The organism is Sphingobacterium sp. MAE (assembly GCF_056711605.1).
Genome location: NZ_CM160044.1, coordinates 2,643,843 through 2,658,592, shown reverse-complemented (window position 1 = coordinate 2,658,592; position 14,750 = coordinate 2,643,843). Strand labels below are relative to the sequence as shown.

Annotated in this window: 10 protein-coding genes; 8 read left to right on the top strand and 2 right to left on the bottom strand. The window is 37.3% G+C overall.

The features are described from left to right. The first annotated feature begins 70 nt into the window (after window positions 1–70). From AC06G9_RS11240 to AC06G9_RS11210, 7 genes are all read left to right on the top strand, one after another. A complete protein-coding gene (locus tag AC06G9_RS11240) occupies window positions 71–721 on the top strand; it encodes a DUF1349 domain-containing protein (protein WP_094772156.1) in 651 nt (216 codons plus the stop codon). Between the two features lie 594 nt (window positions 722–1,315). Next, the gene (locus tag AC06G9_RS11235; protein WP_480958168.1) at window positions 1,316–4,372 is read left to right on the top strand and encodes a SusC/RagA family TonB-linked outer membrane protein; all 3,057 of its coding nucleotides are present in this window, start codon (window positions 1,316–1,318) and stop codon (window positions 4,370–4,372) included. Window positions 4,373–4,385: 13 nt separating this feature from the next. Then, on the top strand, window positions 4,386–5,852 hold the full coding sequence (locus tag AC06G9_RS11230) for a RagB/SusD family nutrient uptake outer membrane protein (protein ID WP_293925831.1): 1,467 nt from the start codon (window positions 4,386–4,388) through the stop codon (window positions 5,850–5,852). A 31-nt stretch (window positions 5,853–5,883) separates the two neighbouring features. Further along, the gene (locus AC06G9_RS11225; RefSeq protein ID WP_480958167.1) at window positions 5,884–7,476 is read left to right on the top strand and encodes an arylsulfatase; all 1,593 of its coding nucleotides are present in this window, start codon (window positions 5,884–5,886) and stop codon (window positions 7,474–7,476) included. Window positions 7,477–7,496: 20 nt separating this feature from the next. Next, window positions 7,497–9,122, top strand: coding sequence for an arylsulfatase (locus AC06G9_RS11220; protein ID WP_346569576.1), 1,626 nt, complete (start codon window positions 7,497–7,499; stop codon window positions 9,120–9,122). Between the two features lie 81 nt (window positions 9,123–9,203). Next, complete coding sequence (locus AC06G9_RS11215; RefSeq protein ID WP_480958166.1) at window positions 9,204–9,944, top strand: thioredoxin domain-containing protein; 741 nt, start codon at window positions 9,204–9,206, stop codon at window positions 9,942–9,944. Window positions 9,945–10,284: 340 nt separating this feature from the next. Further along, window positions 10,285–10,431, top strand: a complete 147-nt coding sequence (locus AC06G9_RS11210; RefSeq protein WP_021190220.1) for a hypothetical protein — start codon at window positions 10,285–10,287, stop codon at window positions 10,429–10,431. 198 nt (window positions 10,432–10,629) lie between these two features. On the opposite strand, the gene lon is transcribed toward AC06G9_RS11210, so the two are convergent. Beyond that, window positions 10,630–13,098, bottom strand: a complete 2,469-nt coding sequence (lon, locus tag AC06G9_RS11205) for an endopeptidase La (RefSeq protein WP_094772152.1) — start codon at window positions 13,096–13,098, stop codon at window positions 10,630–10,632. A gap of 327 nt (window positions 13,099–13,425) precedes the next feature. Here lon and AC06G9_RS11200 point away from each other — a divergent pair, with 327 nt between their 5' ends. Beyond that, window positions 13,426–14,103 (top strand): tetratricopeptide repeat protein, encoded by a 678-nt coding sequence (locus AC06G9_RS11200; protein ID WP_480958165.1) that lies wholly within the window; start codon window positions 13,426–13,428, stop codon window positions 14,101–14,103. A 92-nt stretch (window positions 14,104–14,195) separates the two neighbouring features. Here the strand turns inward: AC06G9_RS11200 and AC06G9_RS11195 are convergent, their stop codons facing one another. Further along, the gene (locus AC06G9_RS11195) at window positions 14,196–14,750 is read right to left on the bottom strand and encodes a hypothetical protein (RefSeq protein WP_346569573.1); all 555 of its coding nucleotides are present in this window, start codon (window positions 14,748–14,750) and stop codon (window positions 14,196–14,198) included.

Sequence of the window (14,750 nt, the reverse complement as noted above, 5' to 3'; positions counted from 1 at the left end):
TATTGACAATCTTTATGTGCACGTATACCTTTGCTAAAGTAAAAAATTATAAGATTATTTGGATAAACTGATGAAGAAATTAATATTGGTCATCGTGACTATACTTTGGCAACAGTGGACAGTGGCACAAAATCTAACTAAAATGCAATGGTTTAATGAGCCAGCAAAGTGGGAAATAAAAGATCAGGCGCTCCATATGTTTGTCACACCACAGAGTGATTATTGGAGGATTTCACATTATGGTTTTACCGTTGATGATGCGCCATTTTATTATGGTACCTATGGTGGAGAATTTGAAACTAAAGTCAAAATTTCTGCTGACTACAAAGCTAGATTTGATCAGATGGGACTGATGCTGCGCATCGATAAAGAGAATTATATTAAAGCTGGAATCGAATTTGTCGACGGAAAATATAATTTAAGTACAGTAGTAACGCATCGTACGAGCGATTGGAGTATCATTAGTCTTGAAAATGCGGTACCGTATGTTTGGATAAAAGCTGTAAGACGCTTAGATGCTGTAGAGATCTTTTATTCATTTGATGACAAAAAATATACCTTAATGCGTAATGCTTATCTGCAAGATAATACACCGGTAATGGTTGGTTTGATGGCTGCATGTCCAGATGGTAATGGGTTTGATGCAACATTTGAAAACTTTTCTGTAAAACACCTAGCCGATCAAAGACGTCTTGAATGGTTAAAAAATCATGCCGACTAATAATCAATGCAACCGGCCAAAATAATGGTGTAAGGACGTGGTAAAAGAATAGAAACTATACCTAACACGCATTAAATATTAAATCCTAATGCCTAAATCGGATCATAGCCTTTATGGAAGCTATATCCGATTTTTTTATTTTCAGGATTAGTTTTTGGTGAGCTCATCGAACAATAGATCGTGTTTGTGGAGCAACTTTGCTCTTGATAAACAGGAATACAGGATGTTATCAGTAGGTTTATAAAATATTTCTATAAAATCTACTTAGTTAGTAGACTTTGTAAAATTTATTTTTATATTTGCCTTATCGTTACTCAATTGGCGTTGGCAAACGAATCCTAAATCAATATTTACTATTTAACAAAGTTTATGAAAAACTACCTCACTAACCTAACGAAACAAGCTGTATTCTTGACGGATTACGTTTCTCTTTATTGTCTTTCCTTTCGGATGCGAATGTGTATCTAATTTCTCAAAATCTTATTAAAAAAATAGGGGAAGTTTTGACACTTCCCCACGTTTGCATATCATGAACAACAAGTCTTCAATTGGCGTTGGCACTTGTTAGTATTCACTACAAAACACTGTAAAACTATGAAAAAATTAGGAGTACTTCGGTATTCTATCTATATTTTCTTCTTTTTATATAGCATAAATAAGCTTTATGCTCAAGAAGATCCCAAACCGATCATCAATGCCTCCTTAATAGGAACAGTTATAGATGCTTCCAATAAACAACCTATAGCGGGAGTGACCGTACAACTGGAAGCTGTGACACACAGTGTCAAAACGGATGGGCATGGTCGATTTCAATTTGTGACTGGTCAAAAGCTTCCTTTCACGCTGATTATATCTTTTGTTGGCTACGAAAAGAAAAGAATTGTTGTCAATACTTCACCTGTAGTAATCGAACTAAGCCCTACTACGGAAAATATAGATGAGGTCGTTGTCGTCGGTTATGGTACACAGAGACGTCGAGATCTCACGGGCGCTGTTGCATCCTTAAATGAATCCTTACTGAAACAAAATGTATCCTCTTTAGATCAAACTTTGAAAGGAGGAATATCTGGTGTGCAGGTGACACAGACCTCAGGACAGCCGGGTGGTGGTGTCAGTATTCGTATTCGTGGGGGAGCATCTATTCAAGGTGGAAATGAACCTTTGTATGTTATTGACGGATTTCCGATATATAATCAAACTGAAAGTACGGGAGTAGGGAGTGGTACACCCGTCAATCCCTTGGCGAGTATCAATCCGAGTGATGTTGAAAGCATTGAAGTATTAAAAGATGCCGCTGCAACTGCGATCTATGGCTCACGCGGTGCGAACGGTGTTATATTAGTCACCACCAAAAAGGGTAAAGCGGGCCGTGTACAATTAAATTATGATGGTAGCATTGGTAAGCAGCAAGTATTAAAAAAAATCGAGGTGCTGAATGCTCCAGATTTTGCGATCCTGCGCAATGAGGTCTTATATGACGCTTATCCTAATCTGGGAAAATTTCAATATCTAAGCCAAGATAAAATCGACCAATTGGGAGCTGGAACAAACTGGCAAGAAGAAGCTTTTCAAACTGGAAAAATAAACAATCATCAACTATCCCTATCTGGTGGAGCTGAACAAATACAGTACTTTATCGGCGCCAATTATTTTGATCAGGAAGGCATCATTAAAAATACTGATTTTAAACGTATAGGGTTCCGTTCTAATATCAATGCGAACCCCTTTAAACGCTTAAACGTTGGAGCCAATTTCTCTATAAATAGGACGACATCGCAAATCGCACCATCTGGAATAGTCAATGCATTATTGATCATGCCCCCTACAGCAACGGTATACGATGCCGATGGATCGTACACGCTAAGAAATCCATTTGAAAATATTTTTGCAAATCCAATTGCCACACTAAAGGAAACCACTAATACTTCAAATGCATTACGCATTTTAGGAACTTCCTTTGCCCAATATGATATTATAAAAGGGCTGCAGGCTAAAGTACTGCTTGGAGTGGATCTAAATAATAGAAAAGATAAGTTTTACCTGCCTTCTTATATTTATGAAGGATCTGGCAATAATGGAAAAGCAAATTTAGGATACCTGGAAAACTATTCTTGGTTGAATGAAAATACGCTAAATTATACCGCTACAATTCAAAAGCATCATGTAAATGCTATAGTTGGATTTACACAGCAAGAAGCAAAAAATGAGATTTTCAATGGAGGTGCTGAGAACTTCGTGACGGACGATCTTTTGTACAATAGCTTACAAAGTGGAGCAACCCTTGTGCGTCCTAACTCAGATGCTTATTCCTGGGTGCTGCATTCTTATTTGGCGCGTGCCAATTATAACTATGCAAATAAATACTACCTATCGGCTAGTATCCGTCGTGATGGTAGTTCTAGATTTGGATCGGATAACAAGTGGGGTGATTTCCCTTCTCTAGCTTTGTCTTGGAGAGTAAGTAATGAAAGATTCTTTAAAGAAGCGTTACCTGCAGTCAATGATTTAAAGATCAGAACTAGTTTTGGAACAACAGGTAATCAGGAGATCGGTCAGTACCAATCTCTGTCAACCTTATATAACCTGAACTATCTATTGGGCAATAAAATAGTTACGGGTTTTGCTTCACAGCGTATCCCAAATAAAAATCTAGGTTGGGAAACTACTTACCAATATGATGGTGGTTTTGACATAGCCTTTCTTAACAATAGGTTACAATTTACATTAGATTACTACTATAAAAAGACAACTGATTTATTGCTCAATGTGGAAATTCCCTGGACCTCAGGTTATGCTTCTTCTTTACAGAATTTTGGTTCAGTTTCGAATAAAGGATTTGAATTGGGCCTGAAAACCAAAAATTTAAATGGAAATTTTGTCTGGAATACTGATTTAAACTTCTCATTTAATCGGAATAAGGTATTGACTATCGGTACTGGCGCACAGTCTTATATTTCCGGAAATTACATCATTAAAGTGGGCGAACCTCTCGGTACTTTTTACGGTACGCAGACCAGTGGAATTTTGCAAAAGGGAGAGGAATCAACTCAAGGTCTATTTACAGGCAATGCTGTACCTAAAGCCGGAGATCGTCTTTATAAAGATATTGACGGTGATGGTAAATTTACGACGGCCAATGATCGTACTATCATTGGCAATGCACAGCCAGATTTTATTTTTGGACTTACCAATACGTTGTCTTATCGTGGATTTGATCTTACTTTTTTGCTCCAAGGAACAGTTGGAAATGACCTGCTCAACATCAACCGTCAAAACTTAGAAATGTTTACGGGTCAACAAAATGCGTCAATAGATGCGATGGAGAGATGGACAGAAACAAACCCAAGTCAAAGTTATCCTAGAGCGAAGTTGGACCCTGCTCCAATTTTTTCCGATCAATTTGTTGAGAATGGCTCCTTTGTGAGATTAAAGTCCCTTCAATTGGGCTACACCGTTCCTAAACAACTATTGACTGCTGCTGGCATTTCTAATTTGAATGTCTACCTATCAGGACAAAATTTGTTGACTTGGAGTAAGTATAAAGGGTTTGATCCAGAAGTAACGTCTGGCAGCAATGTACAAATTGGAACGGATTCGGGTATTTATCCCGCTTCACGCTCACTAACTGTAGGTCTTTCTTTAACATTTTAAACAGGAGATACTCATGAAAATTACATATTTATTATTTGCGGGTACGTTATTATTCGGGTTCGTGTCTTGCTCAAAATTAGATGAAAAACCGGAAAGCCTATTGGTTTCAGAACAATTTTACCTCAATGAAAATCAAGCGATTTCTGCTGTAAACGGAACTTATCGAAAATTATATGAAAGTGGACAGTCCATTTATAACAGTCTTTTTCAGATCGGGGTGGAGATGGCGACAGATGATTACGAGGCTGGACCAAGAGCTCGTAATGCGCATGTAAGGGCTATCAGCAACTTGACACATGATGCTTCCAATGACCGTATGGAACAATTGTGGAAGCAGAGTTATGATGCAATAAATGCTTCAAATCAAAATATTGAATACATCGGCTTGATTGCACCTGCAAAGATCAATGAAACGATCCGCCAACGTCTAATCAATGAAGCTAAATTTTTAAGGGCATTACACTATTTTAATTTAGTTCGTTGGTTTGGACCAGTTCCTTTGGTTCTCAAACCAGTAACATCACTTAGCTCAGAAGATCTCTACGTAGCTAAGGCATCTGAAAACGAGGTCTATAGTCAAATTATTGCTGATCTTAAAGATGCAGAAAATCTACCAAATTATAAATCATACGGCGACAACGACAAAGGAAGAGCCTCATCGGGCGCTGCGAAAAGTATATTGGCAAAAGTATATTTGACGCAACAAGACTGGTCCAACGCGAAGTTAACAGCACAGGTTGTGATTGATAAAGAGGGATATGATCTGTTTTCTGAATTTACTGATGTATTCGATATAGACAAGAAAAATGGTATTGAACATATATTTTCTGCACAGTTTAAAGGGAATAGCGGTTATCAGGGCAATTCACTTGCCAGCAGATCAGCACCTGCGGATATCCCGGGTATCAACGGCGATTACGCGGATGCTTGGCATGCAGAAGGGGGCTTATATAGTGCTTTTTCCGCACAGGATAAGCGTTTAAAAACCACCTTTACAAATGGAATGGTTTCTCCGGTGGATGGTAAATACTATGCACTGGCAAAACCACAATTCAATAAATATTATGACGAGAGCGTCGTGGGCAATCAAAGTCAGTCCTCAAAGAACTTACCCATTATCCGGTATGCTGAAGTGTTGCTGATATTGGCAGAAGCTGAAAATGAGCTTAATGGCCCCACTTCATTAGCTCAGACTGCTATCAACAAAGTAAGAGTACGAGCTGCAATCGGTGATATTGATAAAAATTTAAACAAAGATAATTTCAGAGAAGCCGTATTTGAAGAGAGAAGGAAGGAGTTAACATTTGAGTATCAAAGATGGTTTGATCTCGTTCGCCGAGGAGCGACCTATTATGTTGCAAAACTAAAAGCGGCAGGTAAAGTCAATGCGGCTCCAAGACATATTCATTTTCCCACGCCACAACGGGAACTGAATTTAAATCCAAATCTTAAACAGCATCCAGATTGGGTTAATAATTAAAACCATTCACTGTCATTAAAAATCTTATATAATGAAAAGAAACTATAATTTTTTGACGCTCATATTCATTTTTTGCAGCATAGTAGGCTGGGCGCAGGATAAGCGTCCAAATGTGATCTTGATCTTGGTCGATGATCTTGGTTTTTCAGATATTGAACCCTATGGCGCTTCTGATATTCATACTCCGAATCTAAAAGAATTGGCGTCCCAAGGAACTCGTTTTCAGGAGTTCTACAATAACTCGATATGCGCTCCTACAAGAGCATCTTTATTGACAGGGCAATACGCCCACAAGGCAGGACTAGGTTACTTCAATGTAAACCTAGGACTTCCTGCCTATCAAGGATTTTTGAATAAAGAATCGCCGACTTTAGCAGAAGTCTTGAAAAAGGCCGGCTATTCCACTATGATATCCGGCAAATGGCATGTTGGTGACGATTATGACCAGTGGCCAGCACAACGTGGATTTGAACGGTCGTTCAATTTTGTAGGAGGAGCGTCTAATTTTTATGAAATCAACGATTCTACTCAAGCGACAGTTCCTTTGTACAAGAATAATAAACCCTTCTATTTACCTAAGGATCGGTATCTGACCGATGAAATTACCGATCAGGCTATTGGTTTTTTGAAAGAGCAGCATCAAGATAAAAAGCCATTCTTTCTGTACTTAGCATTTAATGCACCTCACTGGCCTCTACAGGCACCAGAGGAAGAAACACAAAAATATCAAGGAACTTATAACTTGGGCTGGGACAGTTTACGTATAAAACGTTATGAAAATGCTGTTGAACAAGGAGTATTCCCTGCAGGCCAAGCAATAACTGCTCCAGACACGTTGATTCAAGAATGGAAAAAGTTAACCTATGATGAGCAACAGTATTGGCAAACGAGGCAACAGGTATTTGCCGGGATGATTGATCGGGTGGACCAAAGTATTGGTAAGATCCGCCAAACACTCAAGGAGCTGAAGGTCGACGATAATACCCTTATTATATTTATGTCTGACAACGGTGCACAAGGGGGTGATCGTGCCCGAATTTATACCGCTAGAAATTCGGGACCGGTAGGCTCTGCAGGTTCCTATGATGTGCAAAACAGCAATTGGTCCCAAACGGGTAATGCACCATTAAGAAGTTATAAGGACAATCCTTATGAAGGAGGCATCGGTGCTCCTTTTATCGTCTGGTATCCCAAGGAAGTAAAGGCCAACACGATTAAAAAAGGAACTGGACATCTCATTGATATTGCTCCAACGCTATATGATTATGCGCAGGCTAAATATCCAAACAGTAATTATGGTGTCGCAACTCATACACTTCCGGGTGTCAGTCTTAGAAAACTGTTAAATACTGATCTGGTACAGGTAGAGCGTAATCAAGCCTTATTTTGGGAACGTGCCGGTAACCGAGCTGTTCGCTACGGAAAGTGGAAATTGGTTTCAATCTATCGAAATGGTAATAAAGCTGAGTTATATGACATCGACACGGATCGAGCAGAGAATCATAATCTCGCAGCACAATATCCTCAAGTGGTAGCACAGCTAGAAGAATTGTACAAGGAATGGGCAAAGGACAATGACGTTGTAAACTATGATCGCATCAAAATACAATCCTCATTTCGTTAACATTTAAAATTTACATCAACATGAAAAGAATATTTTCCATATTATATTTATCGATGGGTCTAACGGCTCTAGGTATGGCGCAACAGAGCAAACCTAATATTGTCTTGATTTTAGCCGATGACCTCGGTTATTCGGATCTCGGTGCTTATGGAGGTGAGATTGAAACCCCAAACTTAGATCGGCTTGCTTCTGAAGGCGTGCGGTTGCGCCAGTTTTATAATAATTCCATTTGCGCTCCAACACGTGCGTCTTTATTGACAGGGCAGTATCAACATCGAGCAGGTGTGGGCTATTTTTCTAATGATCTTGGACTACCGGCATATCAGGGCTACATCAATCAAGAATCTTTAACCCTTGCCGAAGTACTAAAAGAGAACGGTTATCATACCATGACTTCGGGCAAATGGCATGTATCTGGAAAAGGAAAAAGTCTTCCTTGGCAACGCGGTTTTGATCTTGTATTTCCAAAGGAAGAAAAGAGTTCAGATTCAGGTGCACCGGGTTTTAAAGGAGAAACAGATGCACAAGGATATCCACTTCCTGAAAACTATGCGACTAATGTAATCAATCAACATGCTTTATCTTTTTTGGATCAAGTAAAAGATGATAAGAAACCCTTTTTTCTCTACTTAGCTCATACAGCTCCACACTGGCCACTTGTAGCGCTACCTCAGGATATTGCAAAATATAAGGGAAAATACGATAAAGGCTGGGAAGCAATTCGCCAAGAGAGATTTAAACGTCAGAAGGAGTTGGGATTAATAAGCCCGAATATTAAGTTATCAGTACGTGACGAAGATATTTATGATTGGGACCGACTAGCCTTTGATCAACGTCAATTGTGGGCAAGGAAAATGGAAATATATGCTGCAATGGTAGACCGCTTAGATCAGAGTATTGGTCAGCTCATACAAAAATTGAAAGACAATGGACAATTGGATAATACCTTAATTGTATTTTTATCTGATAATGGCGCACCAGCTGAAGATTTGGTGAAATGGCATCATGGCGCAAGAGTAAACTCAGGCCCTGTTGGTACGACTGGGTCATATGAGTCTCAAAGTAAAAACTGGTCATATGCTTCTAATACACCTTATAGAGCCTTTAAAGACTACACCTATGAAGGTGGTATCAATACGCCGTTTATTGCTTGGTTTCCAAATCGTATTCGAGCCAATACCATTAAAGATGGGGAAGGACATATTATTGATTTAGCGCCGACACTCTACGCTCTAGCAGGAGCAAAATACCCCCAGACGTATAAAGGGATCAAACCGAATGACTTGAAAGGAAAAAATCTGTTACCGGTTATTTTTGGAGATGAAAATCAAATTGACAGACCTGAAGGACTTTTCTGGGAGCGTGCAGGAAATCGTGCTGCTCGTATCGGTAAATGGAAATTGGTCTCGACTTGGCCTTCCTATAAATGGGAACTGTATAATTTAGAAAACGACCCTACTGAAATAAAAGATGTTGCTAGCCAAAATCATGATGTGGTATCCCAATTATCTCAAGCTTATTTCAACTGGGCTAAAATTAACGGTGTCGTTGATTTCGCCCAACTTGAAGATCGAGAACCTGTATCAATGAAAGAGTTTCGAAAAAGTAAAACACAAGAAATAGCAGCACCTGCGTTCCGTTTCTAATGAAGTATATATGGGCTAGCGTTTAGAAGAAATAGGGATTGCATATTGAGATATAATTGGACATTAAAAGGGATCAAACAAATGAAAAAACAAATCATATTCATCTTAGTTTTATTGCTCACTACAACGGTTGACAGCATAGGACAAAATCAATCATCTGTAGTAGAAAAGGAGAGGGTTGAACAAAAAGACTTTCGAACACAAGCCGCATTGTTTCATAAAAAATTAATCGAGCAGCGTCATTCACAGATTTTAGACGCAAGATCTCAAGAAGAATTTAATCAAGCACATTTACCACAAGCTATCCAGATTGATCCTGCTGTCGAAGGTTATGAACAGCAATTGGATAAATTAATCAAAAGTCAACCCGTCTTTATCTATTCTATACAAACGGGGCGTTCTACAAAAATCGCCAATTTACTCGCAGAACGTGGATTTACAAAGATCTATGTTTTGTCACCAGGTATTTCAGCTTGGATTGGAGCAGGATATCCAGTAGAGGTATCTGCTCAAAATAAAAATAGGATCCTACTGGATGATTTTAAAACAGCATTGAAATCTCAGGAATATGTTTTGGTTGACTTTGGATCAAACTATTGCCCGCCTTGTAAAAAAGTACTGCCGGTATTGGATTCGCTCAACAGCAGATCAAATCACAATATCAAGACAATTTTAATAGAAATAGATGCAAATCCTGACATCATAAAAGATTTTAAGATCACTTCTATCCCTACCTTAATCCTTTACAAGAATGGAGAGCCTATCTGGAAAAAAGTCGGTGTACCAACTGTAACAGAGATCTTGTCGGAGATTGGCATCTAAGAGTAATGAATTACTGTAGGTAATCTACACATTTAAATGTTAACCTATCCCATATAATTGATGGGTTAGCATTTAATCTTCACATCTCACTTTTTGTCCTGATCTAGTTTGATATAAAATAGATTATTAGGTTATTAAACTTTTGCTCATTAATCTAGTCAAAGATGTTACTTCAATAAATGCAATTGGAGATCTATTTAATAAATGCAGTGTCCGATTATACGATTGAGGTTTAGTATGATATGAAGTGAAAATAGTGATATTTAAATAGGGAGTATGCTTGTTAATGGTAATTTGGCTCGATATTTGAAGAATAATAAACAATCAAAACAATATATATATGATAAAAAGAGAAAGAACAAGAAAATCAAAAATTGAACAAAACCCATACATGTACTACATGACGAACTGGGGATTTATGGAAACGGAGATTAAAGAAGATCGTCCCGTAGCATTGAAGAAAGAAAACGACAAGCTTGAGAAATAATTCTCAACGCTTTTAAAACCACAAATTAGACACTTGCTTTTCCTAAACAGAAAGCATTTTGTGTTTATAGACCTTTCCCACTTTTATTTAATTATTTCAAGTATGTCAATGTCTAGTCAGAGTTGTTCATGTGTCTACATGTAAAAGCCGCTATAAAGATCAATTTATAGCGGCTTTTTATTTTTAGAACAATTTTGACTATTTCTTTGGTTCTAATCCTTTGGTCAGATCTTTTGCATGTTTTACTTTTTTATCTAATAATCCGAGCGCAATGACATCAGCCATTTCTGTTACATAGTGAAACTTCATGTCTTTGATGTAACTTTCTTTGATCTCTTCAATATCCTTTTGATTGGATTTACATAAAATAATCTCCTTAATATTTGCACGCTTAGCTGCCAATATTTTTTCTTTGATACCACCTACAGGAAGTACTTTTCCACGTAAGGTAATCTCACCTGTCATGGCTAAGTTTTCTTTCACTTTGCGCTGTGTGAATAGAGATGTCAATGCAGTCAACATCGTAACACCTGCCGAAGGTCCATCTTTTGGAGTAGCTCCTGCCGGTACATGAATATGTACATCCCAGTGATCAAATACCCGATAATCAATATTGAATTCTTCAGCATGTGAACGTAAATATGCCATAGCAATGGAAGCTGATTCTTTCATGACATCACCTAAGTTACCAGTTAAACTCATTTTTCCTTTTCCTGGGCTCAAACTTGATTCAATAAATAAAATATCGCCACCAACCGAGGTCCAAGCTAATCCGGTCACCACACCTGCCACTTCATTGTTTTCATAGCTATCTTTATCGAAAATAGGAGCCCCTAAAATTTCGACAAGATCCTTCTCATTGATATTGACATTATATTCTTTCTCCATTACAATACGAGTTGCAATACCACGTACGGTCGAACCTATTTTTTTCTCTAATCCACGGACACCAGACTCACGAGTATATTCTTCAATTATTCTTTCGATAATTTTAGGTTTCAGCGTTATATCTTTGGCTGTTAGACCGTGCGCTTCACGTTGTTTCGGAATGAGATGTTTTTTAGCAATCTCAATTTTTTCTTCGATTGTATAGCCATTGACTTCAATAATCTCCATACGATCCAGTAGCGCTGGTTGTATATTATTTAAGGAGTTTGCAGTAGCAATAAACATCACTTTAGACAAATCATACTCCATCTCTACGTAATGATCATAGAAGCTTGTGTTTTGTTCTGGATCTAATACTTCTAGAAGAGCTGAAGATGGATCGCCCTTAAAGTCTGCACTCATCTTGTCGATTTCGTCGAGGACAAAAACAGGGTTAGCAGCTCCGGCTTTTTTCAAAGACTGGATAATACGGCCTGGCATGGCACCAATATAGGTCTTGCGATGACCTCTTATTTCTGCCTCATCACGTACGCCTCCAAGTGCCATTCTTGTATATTTACGTCCCAAGGCCTTTGCAATCGACTTACCTAAAGATGTTTTACCGACTCCGGGAGGGCCTACCAAACATAAAATTGGGGCTTTCATATTGTTCTTTAATTTCAATACTGCCAAATACTCAATAATACGTTGTTTAACTTTATCCAATCCGTAATGGTCTTTGTCCAACACTTTTTGTGCTCTAGTTAGATCAAAATTATCTTTTGTAAACTCATTCCAAGGTAGGTCGAGCAATAATTCCAAATAATTGATCTGAACAGAATAGTCTGCTGCTGCAGGATTGATACGCGCTAATTTTTCGATTTCTTTTTCAAAATGTTTCGCTACAACATCATTCCATTTTTTCTTTGATGCTCTTTTTTTCAATTCAATAATTTCCAGATCAGGAGTATTACCACCCAATTCTTCTTGAATTGTTTTTAATTGTTGATTTAAGAAATAATCCCGTTGTTGTTTGTCCAGATCAATTCTTACTTTATTTTGGATTTGATTTTTCAATTCTAAAATCTGAATCTCAGAAGTCAACAATTCTAATAAAAGACGTGCTTTCTCATCTGCATTTAACAACTCTAACAATTGTTGCTTTTGAATCAAGTCAACATTGATATTCGAAGAGATAAAATTAATTAAGAAAGTAGGGCTTTCAATGTTTTTTATAGCAATACCAGCTTCACTTGGCAAGTTGGGCGATAATTGAATAATTTGAAGCGCCATTTCCTTTAAAGTCGCAATCAGAGCTTTGAACTCTTTAGTTGCTTTAGGTTTTTCTTCCTTATATTTCTCGACGTTTGCTTTAAGATATGGTTCTGTTTGAACGGCTTCAATTAATTTGAACCGTTGTTTACCCTGCAAGATAACCGTTGTGTTTCCATCAGGCATTTGCAGCACCTTAATGATATGTGCTACGGTACCTACTTGATAGAGTTCATCAATAGTTGGGTCTTCCATAGACATATCTTTTTGGGCAACAACTCCTATTGTTTTATCTCCTTGATAAGCATCTTTAACTAATTTGATGGATTTGTCACGTCCCACAGTTATCGGAATAACAACACCAGGAAATAAAACGGTATTGCGAAGAGATAAAATGGATAACGACTCAGGAATTTCGGCATTGCGCATGTCATCTTCGTCTTGTTGACTTAATAATGGAAAGAATTCGGTATCTTCAGATATAATGGGAATCGCCTGATTGAAATCAAATGTTTCGAATTTGCTCATATTATGTTAAGGTATATTTTTATTTTATGTCAGTTTATGACAACATGTCGTAAAACTGATAAAAAGTTATTTTAAAATTGTTATTGTAGGGTATTGCAAGTAAGATGCCAACCTATTATTTGAAAACTAATGATTCAATATTGCAGTGCATTAAGCAAAAAAGGCAGTCTATGGACTCCATAATGTCAGATTATTTAATTTAAATATTGTGTAAATAGGCATAATAATTGTAATATTGATGCAGGAATAGCGTTGTAAGTGGGAGCGTAATGGAAAAGGTTTTCAAAAATTACAGTAAACGCTTGAATATGAATTAAATACTTTAAAATGAAACGTAATTATTTAAATATGAATCTTAAATCAGTTAAATTAGGCTTATTTACTGGTGCATTTGCTTTGATGTCTCTTTCATCATATGCACAGACAGCAAAACAAGAGGAACACTCCAATCCAAATGTTCGTTTAGGGCAAAAAGCACTATTAGACGGTGATTTTAAAAATGCTGCTGTCTACTTAGAAAAGTCATTACCTGCAGAGAGTAAAGATCCAGATGTATTATATATGTTGGGTTACTCTCAATTTCAAAATGGCGACTTCAAAAAAGCAGCAGAATCTTTTGGAAAAGTTGTTACGTTGGACAGTAAAAATGCAAATGGTTACTACTTTAAAGGAAAAGCTAATAATAATTTAGCAACTCAAACGTCAACAAAATTGAACAGTTCAGCACGTGAGTCGCTATTGAAGATTGCTATCGAAGATTATTCTAAAGCAATCGCTTTGAATGCAAATGATGTTAAATTATACCAAAACAGAGCATTAGCATACCGTGACTATGGAATTTTGGTAGGTACAGCGGGAGTGGCTAGTTACAATAAAGCTGTAGCGACTGACGCTTACAATAATGCAGTAAAAGATTACGAAAAAGTATTGACTTTCGATGCTTCTCGTAAAGATATTCAAACGGAGATTAAAAAAGCTAAAATCTACCGTGATAACTTGAAATAGTATTTTCAAAACAGTAAAAAGCACTTTATGACTAAAAAACATAAAGTGCTTTTTTATTTTACATTCCTGCCATTAGGAGAGGTGATCGTTCATTAATGTGCTTTTAACTGACCAGTAATCTTATATTGACTTCTACCCAAGATGAGTATATCTTGATCTTTTTCAATCTGATATAAGGAATCTACGTCGTAAATAAGTTTTTCATTACTCGAATATAAACTATTATCAACTTTTCGTTTGATAACAACTTGTTGAATCTTTCCTTTTAAATCATGCTCTACAGCTAAGTACTGAATTGCTAAACGATGATCCTTAGCTTGATAGATCGTTTTGCAATCTACTTCTTTAAAATCGTAGAGGTTTGGATCTGCATCTTTGGTAATATCAGCGGCAATAAATCCACTTAATTCGGTGTGCCAGTTTGGAATCTTTACAGATTTAGTTTCACTGTCCTCATCTTTAGCTACTGTCTTGACGACAGTGGGATCTAATTTTGTTAACTTTTCAATTTCAGCATTAAAAAATGAGTCCAAAGAAAGTGTGGATCCTTTGGCATGTTGGACCGATTTTTCGTTGCTACAGGACCAAAATAACAACACACTCCCTATAAATAGCAAGAGTGTGTTGTTGATATGTTTATTTTTCAT

What these genes read in the sequence shown, in the direction of transcription:
- AC06G9_RS11240 (WP_094772156.1), top strand. Translation starts at nt 71, where the DNA reads ATGAAGAAATTAATATTGGTCATCGTGACTATACTTTGGCAACAGTGG.
- AC06G9_RS11235 (WP_480958168.1), top strand. Translation starts at nt 1,316, where the DNA reads ATGAAAAAATTAGGAGTACTTCGGTATTCTATCTATATTTTCTTCTTT.
- AC06G9_RS11230 (WP_293925831.1), top strand. Translation starts at nt 4,386, where the DNA reads ATGAAAATTACATATTTATTATTTGCGGGTACGTTATTATTCGGGTTC.
- AC06G9_RS11225 (WP_480958167.1), top strand. Translation starts at nt 5,884, where the DNA reads ATGAAAAGAAACTATAATTTTTTGACGCTCATATTCATTTTTTGCAGC.
- AC06G9_RS11220 (WP_346569576.1), top strand. Translation starts at nt 7,497, where the DNA reads ATGAAAAGAATATTTTCCATATTATATTTATCGATGGGTCTAACGGCT.
- AC06G9_RS11215 (WP_480958166.1), top strand. Translation starts at nt 9,204, where the DNA reads ATGAAAAAACAAATCATATTCATCTTAGTTTTATTGCTCACTACAACG.
- AC06G9_RS11210 (WP_021190220.1), top strand. Translation starts at nt 10,285, where the DNA reads ATGATAAAAAGAGAAAGAACAAGAAAATCAAAAATTGAACAAAACCCA.
- lon (WP_094772152.1), bottom strand. Translation starts at nt 13,098, where the DNA reads ATGAGCAAATTCGAAACATTTGATTTCAATCAGGCGATTCCCATTATA.
- AC06G9_RS11200 (WP_480958165.1), top strand. Translation starts at nt 13,426, where the DNA reads ATGAAACGTAATTATTTAAATATGAATCTTAAATCAGTTAAATTAGGC.
- AC06G9_RS11195 (WP_346569573.1), bottom strand. Translation starts at nt 14,750, where the DNA reads ATGAAAAATAAACATATCAACAACACACTCTTGCTATTTATAGGGAGT.